Source organism: Rhodococcus sp. NPDC058639 (assembly GCF_042717545.1).
In the GTDB taxonomy this organism is placed as follows: Bacteria; Actinomycetota; Actinomycetes; order Mycobacteriales; family Mycobacteriaceae; genus Rhodococcus.
Map to the genome: position 1 here is coordinate 1 of NZ_JBHXRF010000010.1, position 15323 is coordinate 15323.

The 15323-nt window shown below is 66.2% G+C and carries 12 protein-coding genes and 1 tRNA gene; 2 read left to right on the top strand and 11 right to left on the bottom strand.

Annotation, left to right across the window (positions count from 1 at the left end; genetic code table 11):
- Window positions 1-244: 244 nt before the first annotated feature.
- The 3 genes from ACFWU2_RS19110 to ACFWU2_RS19120 form a co-directional block, all read right to left on the bottom strand.
- Window positions 245-442 carry a hypothetical protein gene (locus tag ACFWU2_RS19110; protein ID WP_378609556.1) on the bottom strand — a complete coding sequence of 66 codons (198 nt, stop codon included), beginning with the start codon at window positions 440-442 and terminating at the stop codon, window positions 245-247.
- 243 nt (window positions 443-685) lie between these two features.
- Window positions 686-761: transfer RNA gene (locus tag ACFWU2_RS19115), tRNA-Thr, on the bottom strand.
- 62 nt (window positions 762-823) lie between these two features.
- Window positions 824-2011, bottom strand: a complete 1188-nt coding sequence (locus ACFWU2_RS19120) for a DNA polymerase III subunit delta' (protein WP_378609559.1) — start codon at window positions 2009-2011, stop codon at window positions 824-826.
- Between the two features lie 92 nt (window positions 2012-2103).
- Here ACFWU2_RS19120 and ACFWU2_RS19125 point away from each other — a divergent pair, with 92 nt between their 5' ends.
- Entirely contained in the window at window positions 2104-2493 is a 390-nt protein-coding gene (locus tag ACFWU2_RS19125; RefSeq protein ID WP_378609562.1) for a VOC family protein, read from the top strand.
- On the opposite strand, the gene ACFWU2_RS19130 is transcribed toward ACFWU2_RS19125, so the two are convergent.
- The 4 genes from ACFWU2_RS19130 to ACFWU2_RS19145 form a co-directional block, all read right to left on the bottom strand.
- Window positions 2494-3186: a helix-turn-helix domain-containing protein gene (locus ACFWU2_RS19130; protein WP_378609564.1), complete on the bottom strand. Its 693-nt coding sequence runs from the start codon at window positions 3184-3186 to the stop codon at window positions 2494-2496.
- Window positions 3187-3214: 28 nt separating this feature from the next.
- Window positions 3215-6154, bottom strand: a complete 2940-nt coding sequence (gene topA / locus ACFWU2_RS19135) for a type I DNA topoisomerase (RefSeq protein WP_378609566.1) — start codon at window positions 6152-6154, stop codon at window positions 3215-3217.
- A 113-nt stretch (window positions 6155-6267) separates the two neighbouring features.
- On the bottom strand, window positions 6268-6876 hold the full coding sequence (locus ACFWU2_RS19140) for a hypothetical protein (protein ID WP_378609568.1): 609 nt from the start codon (window positions 6874-6876) through the stop codon (window positions 6268-6270).
- A gap of 118 nt (window positions 6877-6994) precedes the next feature.
- A complete protein-coding gene (locus tag ACFWU2_RS19145) occupies window positions 6995-7198 on the bottom strand; it encodes a cold-shock protein (RefSeq protein WP_054720028.1) in 204 nt (67 codons plus the stop codon).
- Window positions 7199-7553: 355 nt separating this feature from the next.
- Between ACFWU2_RS19145 and ACFWU2_RS19150 the strand changes: the two genes are divergently transcribed.
- On the top strand, window positions 7554-9908 hold the full coding sequence (locus ACFWU2_RS19150) for a DEAD/DEAH box helicase (RefSeq protein ID WP_378609570.1): 2355 nt from the start codon (window positions 7554-7556) through the stop codon (window positions 9906-9908).
- A 16-nt stretch (window positions 9909-9924) separates the two neighbouring features.
- Here the strand turns inward: ACFWU2_RS19150 and ACFWU2_RS19155 are convergent, their stop codons facing one another.
- From ACFWU2_RS19155 to ACFWU2_RS19170, 4 genes are all read right to left on the bottom strand, one after another.
- A complete protein-coding gene (locus ACFWU2_RS19155; protein ID WP_378609573.1) occupies window positions 9925-11637 on the bottom strand; it encodes an ABC transporter ATP-binding protein in 1713 nt (570 codons plus the stop codon).
- Between the two features lie 4 nt (window positions 11638-11641).
- Window positions 11642-12583 carry an ABC transporter permease gene (locus tag ACFWU2_RS19160; protein ID WP_378609576.1) on the bottom strand — a complete coding sequence of 314 codons (942 nt, stop codon included), beginning with the start codon at window positions 12581-12583 and terminating at the stop codon, window positions 11642-11644.
- 4 nt (window positions 12584-12587) lie between these two features.
- Complete coding sequence (locus ACFWU2_RS19165; protein WP_378609579.1) at window positions 12588-13511, bottom strand: ABC transporter permease; 924 nt, start codon at window positions 13509-13511, stop codon at window positions 12588-12590.
- 80 nt (window positions 13512-13591) lie between these two features.
- Window positions 13592-15208, bottom strand: coding sequence for an ABC transporter substrate-binding protein (locus ACFWU2_RS19170; RefSeq protein WP_378609582.1), 1617 nt, complete (start codon window positions 15206-15208; stop codon window positions 13592-13594).
- Window positions 15209-15323 lie beyond the last annotated feature (115 nt).

Genomic DNA, 15323 nt, shown 5'->3' on the forward strand with positions numbered 1-15323 from the left:
CGGGGCAACTGTTCCAGCCTAGATCCATCACCACACAGACGCAAATCCGTGCCGCTTCCGAACCCAGGGGCAGTACGAAACCTTACCAGAAGATTCCGAACCAGATATTCAGGCGCTCTCGTCCAACCTCGTTTTCCCAGTCCCTCAGGTCCGGGTCGGTGTCCGTGTCGCTCTGACCTGGATTAAGTTACGCGAGCACCCCCACAAACACCAAATCGCCAGGTCAACGCAGATTCGGCCACGTTCAGGGCACCCAGTACTTCGCAGCGAGGCTCTGGACTACCTCGTCGTCCTCGCCGGCCTGGGCGAGCAACGCGAGATCGCCGTCGATATCCGTCAGGCGCGGGTCGTCGGCTTCCGCGGCGTCGACCGGCCGGCCTCCGTCCTCCGCACGCTGACGCATGATCTTCTCGCGGATCCGGTCCTTCAGAGAGTCACCCATACACCGAGCATGAGTGCGCCGGTTGTGGTTGTCGAGCGCTGCGGGGGTGTGTCACCGGTCGTCGCGATCGCGGAACACGCGGATCGCCATGGGGACCACCACGACGAGCGCACCGATGATCAGGATCAGGGAGAAGATTTCCATCAACATGACTCCATGGTCCATGTCCGCACGACATCGCGCGAGGACGACCGAGCCGTGGAACCAGAAGAGCCCCTCACCGGTGGGGTGAGGGGCTCTTCGTGGAGCTGCCTGTCGGAATCGAACCGACGACCTTTTCATTACGAGTGAAATGCTCTACCGACTGAGCTAAGGCAGCATGCCGTTCGGCGTCCGAAGTCTAGCGGACTACCCCCACCGTGATGCAAACCGGCACTTCAGTCACCGGAATGCGGCGCTCAAGCGCGCCGCCATGGCTGCCAGCGCGAACTTCGGCTTGACGTTCTGCGCGAGAGCCTCGCGGCACTCGAGGATTGCTTCGATGCAGTCGAGCAGGGCCTCCGGCCGGGTACGGGAGGCGAGATCGGCTGCGCGTTCGGTCATGTCCGGATGGTTGGGCGTCGCGGTGGAACCGAAGGCATGGGCGAGGGCATCCCGATACAGCCCCGCGAGGTCGATGAGTGCGCGGTCCATGATGTCGCGTTCGGTCCGGGTCTTGCGAGACTTCTGCGTGCGCTCGAGTTCTTTCAGCACGCCGGCCGAACCGCGAAGCGCGCCCGCGGCTCCCTTACCCGTACCGCCTGCACCGAGTGCCGTCCTCAGCTCTTCTGTCTCACGCTCGTCGCGTTCGACACTGATCTCTTTGGCTTCGGCCTCGGCGCTGCGTCCGAGTTCCTCGGCTGCGGAGTACGTCGTCGCAGGCCGGAGAACGGCCCCGGCGAACTCGAGTGCGCGGTTGCGGTTTTCCCGGGCGATCGTGTCGGTGGCCAGACGGCGGGCCCTGCCGACGTGGCCCGCACTCACCGACGCGGCCCACCGCGCAGTCTTCTCGTCGATGCCGTCGCTGAGCTGCAGGACCTCCGCGATCGACGCGGCGCTGGGCGTGACGAGACCGACGTGCCGGCAGCGGGACCGGAGCGTCACCGAGATGTCCTCGGGATCGGTCGACGGGGCGCACAGCAGGAACACGGTGCGTTTCGGCGGTTCTTCCACCACCTTCAACAGCGCGTTGGCCGCTCCCTCGGTGAGACGGTCTGCATCCTCGATCACCACGACCTGCCATCGGCCGGTGCTGGGCCGGCGGGAGGCGACCTGCACGATGGCGCGCATCGCCTTGACGCTGATGGTCAGGCCCTCGGGGATCACCCGCCGCACGTCGGCGTGGGTACCGGCCATCGTGGTGGTGCACGCGTGGCAGTACCCGCATCCCGGGGTCTGCTCGTCGGTGCACTGCAGCGCGGCCGCGAAGCACAACGCCGCGACGGACCTACCCGATCCGGGAGGTCCGGTGAACAGCCACGAATGCGTCATCGCCGAGCCGGTATCGCCGTTGCGCGCAGCGACTGCAGCCGCGACGAGATCGGTCTCGACATCGTGCTGGCCGACGAGACGATCGAAGACACCGGACATGCCGACCAGCGTAACCACCGGCACCGACCTGTTCCGTCCGGCTGTCCGAAACGTTCAAGACCTTCGTGCCCGGCCCGCCCTACGGTCGGGTCATGACCATTCGATTCTCTGCCATCGGTCTTGTCGTCGAGGACTTCGGGCGCTCTTTCGAGTGTTACCGCAAACTCGGCCTCGACCTGCCCACCGAAGCGCCCGGCGCGCCGCACTTCGAGGTGACGGCGGCCGACGGTGTCTGTCTCATGTGGGACACGATCGACTCCGTGAAGTCGTTCGATCCCGGTTTCGAGCCGGGGACGGGAGGGCCGAGCCTCGCATTCGAGTGCGGTTCACCGAGCGAGGTCGACGAGACGTACGCGTCACTGGTTGCCGCCGGATGCACCTCGGCGATGAAGCCGTGGGACGCGGCGTGGGGGCAGCGTTACGCGAGCCTGCTCGATCCGGACGGCCACGGCATCGACCTGTTCGCTGCCCTTTCCCAGTAGTTACGGCCCGGACGACGGACGGACGAGGTCACCGAGCGTCGATCCCGACAGTGCGCGCACCTCTCGCGCGAGGTGCGGCTGGTCGCTGTAACCGCACTCGGCCGCAATCCTGGCCGGATCTTCGCCCGCACGAGCGCGTTCGACCGCCCGCCGGAATCGCAGGACGCGGGACAATGTCTTCGGCCCGAAGCCGAACGCGTGGTGCGCGCGCCGACGGAGGGTTCGTTCACTCCAGCCGACAGCCGTCGCGGCATCGGCGACCGTCATACCGGATGCGAAAGCACGCGCGAGCCCGGACAGAGGACTTCGAGGTGCTTCGTCCAGATCGCGGCGAGCCGCATCGACGAGGCCGGACACCGGGTCGCCTTCGACGGCCGCCATGATGTCGCGGACCCGACGAGGCGCCCACATCTGGTCGAGGGAGATGCGCCGGTCGCGCAATTCGGAGGCGTCGACACCCAAGAACACGGGCCCGAGGCCCGGTGCGAACCGCACCGCGGTCAGTTTTCGCCGCGCCGCGAGGTCCGAGAACTGTGCGCGCGTGTCAGGGCCCGCAACGAGAAGACCGTCTTCGTGCCAGATCAGATCCATGCATCCGTCGGGCAGAACGGTGTTCCCGCCCGATCCGGCGGGATCGGGCGTCGACACCCAGGCGATGACCCCGGGTATCCCGGACGCCCATTCGCGGTACACACCGCAAGGGTAGGCGTCCGGGCCGGGATCAGTCTGCTGCCTTCTTCGCCGCGGCTTTCTTGGCCGGGGCCTTCTTCGCTGCAGGCTTCTTCGCGGTCTTCTTGGCGGGCGACTTCTTCGCAGCGGCCTTCTTTGTGGCCTTCTTCACCGGACCGCGCGCGCGCCGGTCGGCGAGCAACTCGGAAGCCCGCTCGTCGGTGATCGTCGGGACCTCGTCGCCCTTACGCAGGCTCGCGTTGGTCTCGCCGTCGGTGACGTACGGACCGAACCGCCCGTCCTTGATCACCATGGGCTTTTCGCTCACCGGGTCCACTCCGAGTTCGCGGAGAGGCGGCGTGGCTGCTGCCTGCCGGCCACGGCGCTTCGGCTCGGCGTAGATCTTCAGTGCCTCGTCGAGCGTGACGGTGAACATCTGCTCTTCGTTCGCCAGGGACCTCGAGTCGGTGCCCTTCTTCAGGTACGGACCGTATCGGCCGTTCTGGGCCGTGATCTCTTCACCCGACTCGGGATCGACACCCACCACGCGCGGGAGGGAGAGCAGTCGCAGTGCGTCCTCCAACGTGACCGTCGACAGATCCATCGTCTTGAGCAGCGACGCGGTGCGCGGCTTCGGACCGGTGGCCTTCTTGGCCGCCTTTTTCGCGGGTGCCTTCTTCGCAGCCTTCTTGGCGACAGCCTTCTTCGTCGCGGTCTTCGTGCCACCGCCGGTGGCCTCGACCTCCTCGACGGGGATCGGTGTCACGTCCGGTTCGGGTTCCGGCTCCGGCGTCGGCTCGGGCAGCAACTCGGTGACGTACGGACCGAAGCGGCCTTCCCGCGCGACGACCTCGTGGCCGGTTGCGGGATCGACGCCGAGCACGCGCCCTTCCTGGGGCGTGGAGAACAGCTTCTCCGCGTACTCGAGGGTCAGCTCGTCCGGCGGCAGGTCGTCGGGCAGATTCGCGCGCTGGGAAATCGGGTCGCCGTCCGGGTCGTCCGGGTTGACCACCATCCGCTCGAGATACGGGCCGAACCGCCCGACCCGCACGTGGACCTCACGGCCCTCCGCGTCGTCGAACAGGCGGATCGAGTTGATCTCCCGGGCATCGATGTCCTCGAGGTTCTCGCTGACGAGCTTCTTCAGCCCGCCCTGTCGTGCGACCGACTGCTCGCCGCCGTGCTCGCCGCCGAAGTAGAACCTCGTCAGCCAGTCGGTCCGGTGTTCGTGGCCGGAGGCGATCTCGTCGAGGTCGTCTTCCATACCCGCGGTGAAGTCGTAGTTCACGAGCTGCGAGAAGTGGGATTCGAGCAGGCCGATCACGGCGAACGCCACCCAGGACGGGACGAGCGCGCTGCCTCGCTTGTAGACGTATCCGCGATCGAGGATCGTCTTGATGATCGAGGCGTACGTCGACGGCCGGCCGATGCCGAGTTCTTCGAGCGTCTTGATGAGGCTCGCCTCGGTGTACCGCGCCGGCGGGTTCGTGGAGTGGCCGTCGGGATCGAGCTTCGTCGCGGTGACCGCGGACCCTTCGCTGAGGTTGGGCAGGCGCGACTCGGCGTCGTCGGACTGGCCGCCTGCCTCTTCGTCGACGCTCTCGACGTAGGCCTTGAGGAATCCGGCGAACGTGATGGTGCGGCCCGACGACGAGAACGTGCACTCCTCCCCCGTACCGGCGGTGCCGGTGATCCGGAGGGTGAGGGTGGTTCCGCGGACATCAGCCATCTGCGACGCGACGGTGCGCTGCCAAATCAGCTCGTAGAGCCGGAACTCGTCCGCATCGAGACGCGCATGCAACTCACCCGGCGTGGCGAACACGTCGCCGGCGGGGCGGATCGCCTCGTGCGCTTCCTGCGCGTTCTTGACCTTACGGGTGTACTGACGCGGGGTCGGGTGCACGAATTCGGCACCGTACAGCTGGGTGGCCTGAGCGCGCGCCGCACTGATCGCCGATTCCGACAGCGTCGTGGAGTCCGTACGCATGTACGTGATGTAGCCGTTCTCGTACAGACGCTGCGCGATGCGCATGGTGCGTTCCGACGAGAACCTGAGCTTGCGCCCGGCTTCCTGCTGCAGCGTCGAGGTCATGAACGGCGCATACGGCTTGCGGGTGTACGGCTTGCTCTCGGCCGACGACACCATCAGCGCGGTACCGGCAAGAGCTTCGGCCAGACGACGCGCGTAGGTCTCGTCGAGAACCACGACGCCGGTGGACTTCAGCTTGCCGTCGGCACCGAAGTCACGGCCGGAAGCGACGCGGGAGCCGTCCACTCCCACCAGACGCGCACCGAACGAGCGGGGGCTCGCAGTTTCGCCTGCGTCCATGGTCGCCGCGATGTCCCAGTATTCGGCAGACCTGAACGCCATCCGCTCGCGTTCGCGCTGCACGATGATTCGGGTCGCGACGGACTGCACGCGCCCGGCCGACAAGCGCGGCATGACCTTCTTCCACAACACCGGGCTGACTTCGTAGCCGTACAGCCGGTCGAGGATGCGCCGGGTTTCCTGCGCGTCGACAAGGTCGGTGTCGAGTTCGCGGGTGTTCTCCGCGGCCGCACGAATGGCGGATTCGGTGATCTCGTGGAACACCATGCGCCGGACCGGAACCTTGGGCTTGAGCGTCTCGAGCAGATGCCAGGCGATCGCCTCGCCCTCACGGTCGGGGTCGGTGGCGAGATAGAGCTCGTCGGCGTCCTTGAGGAGACTCTTCAGTTCGGAGACCTTGGACTTCTTCTCCGGGCTGACGACGTAGAGCGGCTCGAAATCGTGATCGACGTCGACGCCGAGGCGGGCCCACGACTCACCCTTGAATTTGGCAGGAACATCCGCGGCGCCGCGCGGCAGATCCCTGATATGGCCGACCGACGCCTCGACGACGTAGTCGCGCCCCAGGTAGGGGGCGATTTTTTTCGCCTTGGTCGGGGATTCGACGATGACCAGCCGACGTGTACCCGAGGAGCCGTCCGAAGTGCTCTTGTCTGCTGCCACCGTGCCGCCTGTGCCTTCCCTCTACCGACATGTCGCGCTTCTCGAAGACATGTATACCGACCACGTCCCCCCGACGTAGCCACACACAGGGTCGCACATCCTCGGCGAACGCCTCATCTCGTGTGGTGGTCCCACGGCCCGGCGTGAGGCCAGACCTCCCACGCCCCGGGGTCGTCGGGTGGTGCCCCGATGTTCTCGACGAGCCTGGTCAAGCGCTTGCGGCCGGTCACTCGCAAGCCCGGTGACGACCCGCGTGTCCCGATGAGAGTCGGTGCGATACCGGCCCGCAGGAATGCCTCGGCGAGGGGAGCGTGGGTCTCGGGTGTCTGCGGATCGAGGCCGAGGACGTATCGCTCCCCGTCCACTTCTTTCGTACCCGCGGCGAGAAACCACGCGCGCTGAGCGCGCGAACTCGGCACCCACTCGAAGGGCACCGTCTTCACCGTGCCGCGCATCCACAGCGAGGCCAGTGGCACCGTCTCTGCGACGAACGCCGTGCACACCGTCGTGCGGCCGTCGTCGGTGGTGCCGATCTCCGGTTCCAGCCCCGCCTCGGACATCAGGTGTGCGATCCCGGTGGCGCGCCAGGGGGCATCGACGACCGCGGAGATCCGAGCCCGGTCTCCGCGAATCGCGACTCCGCCCTGGGCTGCCAGCAGCCCGCTCAGGTCTGCGACCGCGGGCGGCCCGAGTTCCGCGCCGAAGAACGACAGCTGGCTCACGCGGTCCTCCTTCCGGTCGATCGATGCCCGAAAATGCATCGTCCCCCATCACCGGAGGTAACGGGGGACGATTCAGATGAGGAGTCGAGCCTCACCTTGCGCTCATCGGAGCAATCTCTCAGACAGCGCGCACGCCGGTGGCCTGCGGGCCCTTGGTGCCCTGACCGACCTCGAACTCCACGCGCTGGTTCTCCTCGAGGGTCCGGAAACCGGCGCCCTGGATCTCGGAGTAGTGAACGAACACGTCTGCAGAACCGTCCTCGGGAGCGATGAAGCCGAAGCCCTTCTCCGCGTTGAACCACTTCACAGTGCCCTGTGCCATGCTTTTCCTTCTCTTTCTTACCACCGGATTCGACAGACCGCCGGAAACGCGGCCCGCCCGGCCCCGGTTCCGACCGCTGTACTTCCGAACCCCCGTGGGAAGAGCAAAGCACCGCGCCCGCAACCATCGATCCTGCGAGCGTTCACTCTCTCAAGTCCACGAACACAGAAGCTGCGACCGCGTGCCAGTCAACCATGCCCGGGGCGGTCGCGACAGTAGTAATGGGCACAAACGTCCCAGAAAAATCGAAGGTCGCCGACCGTCGGTACGATTACCGATCGGTAGTTGTTTCTGCCTGCCCGCAGACGGCAGAACCGCCGCCCCTGTTCGACCCCGCAACCCCCCGGAGCGCTCCGTGCCCAGCTCACCCCCGTTCGATCCGGGTAACGGCACGGCTGCGACCTACGGACGCGAACTTCTCGACCGCCTCCTGGCCGGAACGCCCGCCGGCGAGTCCCCGCTCACCCACGTCGCCGCGCTGCCCGCCCGGCCGGCGCAACACACCGACTGGCCTCGCTGGGCGGCCGAACCGGTGGTCCGGGCCCTGCGCGACCACGGGGTACCGCAACTGTGGAGCCATCAGGCCGACGCCGCCGATCTCGCCGCCGCCGGGCAGAACGTGGTCGTCGCCACCGGAACCGCGTCCGGCAAGTCGGTGGCGTATCAACTTCCCGTGCTCACTGCCATGGCGACCGACCCCCAGGCCACCGCTCTGTATCTCTCCCCCACCAAGGCATTGGGGGCCGATCAGCTTCGCGCGGTCACCGAACTGACCATGATGGAGCCCGCACTGTCGACCGTGGCGGCGTGCGCGTACGACGGCGACACCAGCACGGAGATGCGGCAATGGGCGCGCCGGCACTCACGGTGGATCTTCACCAATCCCGACATGCTGCACGTGTCGCTGCTGCCCGGGCACGCACGGTGGGCGCGGATGCTGCGTCGGCTGAAATACGTGGTGATCGACGAATGCCACTCGTACCGAGGGGTTTTCGGCTCACACGTCGCGCTGATCCTGCGCCGGCTCCAGCGGCTGGCTCGACACTACGGTGCCGACCCCGTGTTCATCCTGGCCTCCGCGACCACCGCCGAGCCGGCCGATGCGGCGTCCAGGCTCATCGGCGCGCCGTGCCGTGCGGTGACCGAAGACGGATCACCCCACGGACCGAGGACCGTCGCGATGTGGGAACCGCCGCTGCTGCGCGAGGTCACCGGAGAACACGGGGCTCCCGTGCGACGCGCGGCCGGGACCGAAGCGGCCCGGTTGCTCGCCGACCTCGTCGTCGAAGGTGCACGGACGCTGACGTTCGTGCGGTCCCGGCACGGTGCGGAACTCACGGCCATGGGCGCGCGACGGTTGCTCGCCGCGGCAGCGCCCGACCTCGTCGACCGCGTTGCCGCCTACCGCGCCGGTTACCTCGCGGAAGATCGCCGCGACCTCGAAGCGGCGATCTCCGACGGACGTCTGCTCGGCGTGGCGAGTACGAACGCACTCGAACTCGGAGTGGACATCGCCGGTCTCGACGCGGTGGTCGTCGCGGGATTCCCCGGCACAGTGGCCTCGTTCTGGCAGCAGGGCGGCCGCGCCGGGCGGCGCGGGCAGGGGTCGCTGGTGGTGCTGGTCGCCCGCGACGACCCCCTCGACACGTATCTGGTGCACCATCCGCAGGCGTTGCTGGGCAGGCCGGTCGAGTCGACCGTGACCGACCCGGCGAACCCGTACGTCCTGGGGCCGCAGTTGCTCTGCGCGGCGTCCGAAAAGCCGCTGAGCGACACCGAAGTCGAGGAATACGAGGCGTGGGAAGTCCTCACTCGCCTCGCAGCGGACGGCCTCATACGCAGGCGTCCGCACGGCTGGTTCGTCACTCCCGGTACGCATCCGCACGCGGAGATCGACATCCGCGGCGGCATCGGCGGGCAGGTCGCGATCGTGGAGGCGGAGACCGGGCGGATGCTCGGCACCGTCGAAGGAAGCCGCGCGCCCGCGACGATGCATCCGGGTGCCGTACACCTGCATCGGGGGGAATCCTTCGTCGTCGACGAACTGCACCTCGACGACGGAATCGCACTCGTTCACGCCGAGGACCCCGAATGGTCCACCAGCGCACGCGAAATCACGGAGATCTGCTGCACGTCGATCGACGAGCATCGGGACCACGGCCCCGTCACCGTCGCGGCGGTGGGTGTCGAGGTGACCCATCAGGTGGTCGGATACCTCCGACGCCTGCCCTCCGGCGAGATCCTCGATCAGATCCCGTTGGAGATGCCCGAGCAGACCCTTGCGACCCGCGCTGTGATGTACACCGTCGATCCCGGACTGCTCTCGCAGATCGGCCTCACGGCCGAGCGGATCCCGGGTGCGCTCCATGCCGCCGAGCACGCGGCGATCGGTTTGCTCCCCCTCGTCGCGACGTGCGACCGCGGGGATATCGGCGGCGTCTCCACCGACCTGCACCCCGACACCGGTCTTCCCACGGTCTTCGTCTATGACGGCCAGCCCGGCGGTGCCGGATTCGCGGAGCGAGGATACCGCCGGATTTTCCGGTGGCTCGAGGCAACCCGAGACGCCGTCGCGGCGTGCGAGTGCGCCACGGGCTGCCCCTCCTGCGTGTACTCCCCGAAATGCGGCAACGGCAATGATCCACTCGACAAGTCGGGCGCCGTGCTCGTCCTGACCGCCGTGCTCGACGCGATCGGTAGCCAGGACTGACACCGCACTACAGCCGTCAGGCCACCGGCATGCGCTCGTCCTCGGCGCGTTCGGCGGCTAGCAGCGCCGCACGCTCTTCACGCCGCAGCGCCTGCTGTGCCGGGTCCGGAACCGGGACAGCCGCCAGCAACCGCTTGGTGTACGGATCGGACGGCGACCGCAGAATACGATCGGTCCGGTCGAACTCCACGAGTTTGCCGGCCCGCATCACGGCGATGCGACGTGCAAGCACCTCCACGACGGCAAGGTCGTGGCTGATGAACAGGCATGCGAAGCCGTATTCGCGCTGCAGTTCCTGGAACAGCTCGAGTACCTTGGCCTGCACGGAGACGTCGAGTGCCGACGTCGGTTCGTCCGCCACCAGCAGTGTCGGTTCGAGAGCCAGCGCCCGGGCGATACCCACGCGCTGACGCTGCCCGCCGGAAAGCTGATGCGGGTAGCGGTTGCGCATGTCTCGCGGCAGCTGAACCTGGTCGAGCAGTTCCTCGACCTTCTTGTCGCGCTGGGTGCGGTCCATTTCGGTGTGCAGCAGCATCGGCTCGCCGATGGACTGTCCGATGGGCCAGCGCGGGTTCAGCGACGAACCCGGATCCTGGAACACGATGCCGACCTTGCGGCGGACCGGGCGCAGATCGCGTGTCGACATCTTCGTGATGTCGGTGCCTGCCACGGACAGCGAGCCGGAGTGCAACTTGAGCAATCCCACTACGGCCTTGCCGATCGTCGACTTGCCCGAACCGGACTCTCCGACGAGTCCCACGACCTCACCGGGCTCGATGTTGAGGCTGACGCCGTCGACCGCCCGGAAGCCGCTGTTGCGACGCGCACCGGGGTACTCGATCACGCCATCGACGATTTCGAGTGCGTACCGCACGTCCGGAGTGTCATCGGTTCCGGCCTCGCCGACTCGCGAGCCGAGGTGGGGCACCGACGCCAGCAGTTCACGGGTGTAGGCGTGCTCCGGCTTGTTGAAGACCTTGTCCGACGTCCCGTGCTCGACGATGGCACCGTTGCGCATGACGAGGATGCGGTCGGCCATGTCGGCGACGACACCCATGTCGTGCGTGATGAGCACGATCGCCGCGTCCACGCGCTCGCGCAGATCCCGCATCAGCTGCAGGATCTCGGCCTGCACCGTGACGTCGAGCGCGGTGGTGGGCTCGTCGGCGATGAGCACCGCGGGTTCGGAGGCCAGGGCCTGGGCGATCATCGCTCGCTGGCGCTGACCACCGGAAAGCTGGTGTGGGTAGTACTTGACCCGCTTCTCCGGCTCCGGCATGTCGACGAGGCGAAGCAACTCGATCACGCGTTCCTTGGCTTGCGCCTTGGTCATGTCCGAGTGCGAACGAATAGCCTCGGTGATCTGCCACCCGATGGTGTACACCGGATTCAGAGCCGTCATGGGCTCCTGGAAGATCACGGCAATGTCCTTGCCGCGCACCGAGTTCAGTTCACGTTCCGACAGACCGACGAGTTCACGACCGTCGAGAGTGATGCTGCCGCGGACACGGCTGTTGTCGGCGAGCAGACCCGGTACGGCCATGGCCGTCGTCGATTTACCCGATCCGGATTCGCCGACGATCGCCAGGATCTCGCCCCGCGCCACCTCGAACGAGACGTCACGTACGGCTGTTCTCCAGGTCTTGTCCACCTCGAAGTCGATGGTCAGACCGGAGACTCCGAGGATTGCGCGGTCGGTCGTGGTCTCGTCGATCGTGTCGACACTCATTGCGTCAGCTCCGTTTCGGGTCGAGCGCATCTCGCAGCGCATCACCCATGAGAATGAAGGCCAGCACGGTCACCGACAGGAACGCGGCCGGGAACAGCACCAGGTGCGGCGACGTCGAGATGTAGTTCTGGCCCAGGTTGATCTGCAGGCCCCACGACATGGCGGGCATTTGCAGGCCGATACCGAGGTACGACAGTGCTGATTCCGCGGCAATGAACGTACCGACGGCGATGGTGGCGTAGACCAGAACAGGGGTCAGCGCGTTCGGCAGAATGTGCCGGACCAGGATGCGGAAGGTCGAGGCTCCCAGCACCTGGGCGGCCTGAACGTACTCGCTCTCCTTGATGGCGATGACCGACGAGCGCACCAGGCGCATCGCTGTCATCCAGCCGAAGGTGATCAGTGCCAGCGCCACGGTCCAGATGGTCCGCTCGGACGTCACCGTCAGCAGCACCAGCGCGCCGAGCAACAGCGGGATGCCGAAGAAGATGTCGGTGAAACGGGCGAGCACGCTGTCGAGGGCGCCACCGAAATAGCCGGCGAGCGCACCGATCAGCACACCGACGATCAGCACACCGATCACGGCGAGGAGGCCGATACTCAGGGAGACGCGGGCACCGTAGATCACGTTGGCGTAGTAATCGCACCCTTGAAGATCCGTCCCGAACCAGTGCTGCGCACTCGGTGACAGGCGGCTGTCCGACAGGTCGCATGACCGAGGGTCGATGCCACGGGCGAACAGCTGCGGCATCAGCGCCATCATCACCAGGACGATGGTGATGATCCCGCCGAACCAGAAGAACACGCTGCGGCGCAACTTCTTCCACGCGTTGCCCCACAAGCTCGCCTGGCCCACCAGTTGGACGGCTTCGCCCGTCATGACATTGCCCGGCTCGCCCTCCTCCACGGCATGTGTACGGGCGGCCTCGGCATTTTTGGAATCCATACCACTACTCGTATCTGATCCGGGGGTCGAGGAATGCGTACAGCACGTCCACGACGAGGTTGAAGAAGATGTAGAAGAAGACCATCAGCGTGACGATGCCGACGACCACCGCACCTTCCTGGTTCTGTACAGCGTCGAAGATTGCGCGGCCCAGTCCGGGAATGTTGAACACCGATTCGGTGATGATCGCGCCGCCCAGCAGTGCGCCGATATCGGCGCCGATGAAGGTCACCACGGGTATCAAGCTGTTACGCAGCGCATGCCGGACCACGATACGGCGATACCCGACGCCCTTGGCCCGCGCGGTGCGAATGTAATCGGCGGCCATCGACTCCGACACCGCGGTGCGAGTCAGCCGGGCAACGTATGCCATCGACAGCGACGCGAGCACCAGGCCCGGGAGCAGGAAGCTGTACCAGCCGTTGTTGATACCGGCGATCGGGAACAGACCCAGCTTGTATCCGAGGACGTACTGGGAGACGAAGCCGAGGACGAACACCGGCACCGACACCAGCAGTGTCGACGAGACGAGCACCAGGTTGTCGAAGAAGGAGTTGCGACGCAGGGCTGCGAGCACGCCGGCGGTGATACCGATTACGACTTCGAAGGCGACGGCCACCGCCGTCAGCTGCATGGTCACCGGCATCCGTTGCGCGATGGTGTCCAGCACCGGCCTTCCGGAGAAGTCGGAACCGAAGTCGCCCTGCAGAAGTCCGCCGACGTACTTGATGTACTGGACGAAGAACGGATCGTCGAGGTTGTACTGGGCGCGAAGCTGCGCCATGACCGCGGGCGCGAGCGGACGATCACCCGCGAGGGCACGAATGGGGTCGCCCGGGAGGGCGTAGACCATCGCAAAGATCAGAAAAGAGGCGCCGATCAGGACCGGAATGGTCAGCAGCAATCGGCGCGTGATGAAGCGACCCACTGGGTTCTCCTATACGGAACAGAACGTCCTACACAGTGGTGGGGTGCCTCGCTTGTGCGAAACACCCCACCACTTGTCACTCAGTTGACCGTGACGTCTTCGACCACGACGTCGCCGAACGCGTCGATCTTCACGTTGTCGACCCGGTCGCTGTACACGGCCTGGTTGAGGCCGTAGAACAGCGGTGCGGAAGGCATGTCGCGGAACAGGATGTCCTCGGCCTTCTGGTACTCCACCGTGGCAGCCTCGAGCGAGTCGGCGTTGTTACCGGCGGACAGGGCCGCGTCGAACTCGGGGTTGCTGTAGAAGGTGTTGTTCGAGCCCGCGGGCGGCAGTGCGCTGGTGCTGTAGATCGGTGCGAGGAAGTTGTACAGCGACGGGTAGTCCATGATCCAGGCGAAGCGGAACGGGCCGGTCATGCCCTTCTCGTCCTGCAACGGCAGGTACTGCGCGAACTGCAGATCGCCGCGGAGCACGTACTCGATACCGAGGTTGCTGCGGATCTGGTTACCGATCGCGGTCATCCACGGGTCGTGCCCGGCTCCGGCGTTGAACCACAGATCAACCGGCTGGCTGCGATCGAAGCCGGCCTCGTCGAGAAGCTTGTTGGCCTGCTCGACGTTCAGCTCGCACTTGGCGCCACAGGCGTCTTCGCGGTAACCCTCGACGACCGGGGACCCGAAGGACTTGGCCGGCGTACGAGTGTTGGTGAAGATGGCCTCGGTGATGGCCCCACGATCGATGGCCATCGAGAAGGCTTCACGGACACGCGGATCCGAGAAACGCGGATCGTAGGTGGGGAAGCTGAGCGAGGTGATGTCCGGGCGAGGACGCTCGACATAACGATCACCGAACTGATCGCGAGCGGTGGCCCACGCGTCCGGCGGCAGGTCCAGCATCACGTCGAGGCCGCCGGCCTGGACGTCCGTGTAACCGGTGGCCAGTTCGGTGTAGACCTTGAACTGCACGCCGTTCGACTGCGCGGGGTTCTCACCGGCGTAGTCCTCGTACTTGGTCACGGTGAAGCCCTGACCGTCGACGAAGTCCTCGTCGGCCTTGAACGGGCCGTTGCCGATCGGACGACGGCCGAAGGCGTCGGGATCGGAGAAGAAAGCTTCCGGCAGGGGCGAGAACGCCGAGTACCCGAGGGTGATCGGGTAGATCGCGAACGGCTCCTTCAGTTCGACCGAGATGGTGGTGTCGTCCACTGCCTCGAGGCCGGACATGGTGGTCGCGGCCGGCTCGCCGCCCTCGGCGGCCTGCAGGTCGTCGTAACCGTTCACGTTCTCGAAGAAGTACGACGCGCCGTATGCGTTGGTGCTCAGCGCGGTGTAGTTCCAGGCGTCGACGTAGGACTTGGCGGTGACGGGAGTCCCGTCGTGGAAGGTCCAGCCCGACTTCAGCTTGATCGTCCAGTTGACCTGGTCCTCGGACTCGACCGACTCTGCGACGCCGGTGTACTCGACGTCGTTGGTCTCGTCGTTGTAGTTCACCAAGGGCGTGAACAGCGCCTTGAGGACCTGATTGCCCTCACTCTCGGTGGTGTTGCCGGGAACCAGGGGGTTCTCGGGCTGTGCGATGTACAGGCTGTACGTGCCCTCACTACTGCCGGCAGAACTACTGCCGCCACATGCCGCAAGCATGCCGACGGCTACGAAGCCCACCGACACGACCGCGATCGTGCGCTTGATCCTCAAAATCAATCCTTCCTCAGCCCCAACGGGACAGCGCCGCTGTCCACGAAGTCCGCGATGATCCACGGTGTCGGTGTGAGCCACAAGAACAAGACCGTGCGGCCCGGAACGTCGGTTG

Excerpts from the sequence above, each read along its gene's own strand:
- ACFWU2_RS19110 (WP_378609556.1), bottom strand. The coding sequence starts at position 442 with ATGGGTGACTCTCTGAAGGACCGGATCCGCGAGAAGATCATGCGTCAG.
- ACFWU2_RS19120 (WP_378609559.1), bottom strand. The coding sequence starts at position 2,011 with ATGTCCGGTGTCTTCGATCGTCTCGTCGGCCAGCACGATGTCGAGACC.
- ACFWU2_RS19125 (WP_378609562.1), top strand. The coding sequence starts at position 2,104 with ATGACCATTCGATTCTCTGCCATCGGTCTTGTCGTCGAGGACTTCGGG.
- ACFWU2_RS19145 (WP_054720028.1), bottom strand. The coding sequence starts at position 7,198 with ATGGCACAGGGCACTGTGAAGTGGTTCAACGCGGAGAAGGGCTTCGGC.
- ACFWU2_RS19155 (WP_378609573.1), bottom strand. The coding sequence starts at position 11,637 with ATGAGTGTCGACACGATCGACGAGACCACGACCGACCGCGCAATCCTC.
- ACFWU2_RS19160 (WP_378609576.1), bottom strand. The coding sequence starts at position 12,583 with ATGGATTCCAAAAATGCCGAGGCCGCCCGTACACATGCCGTGGAGGAG.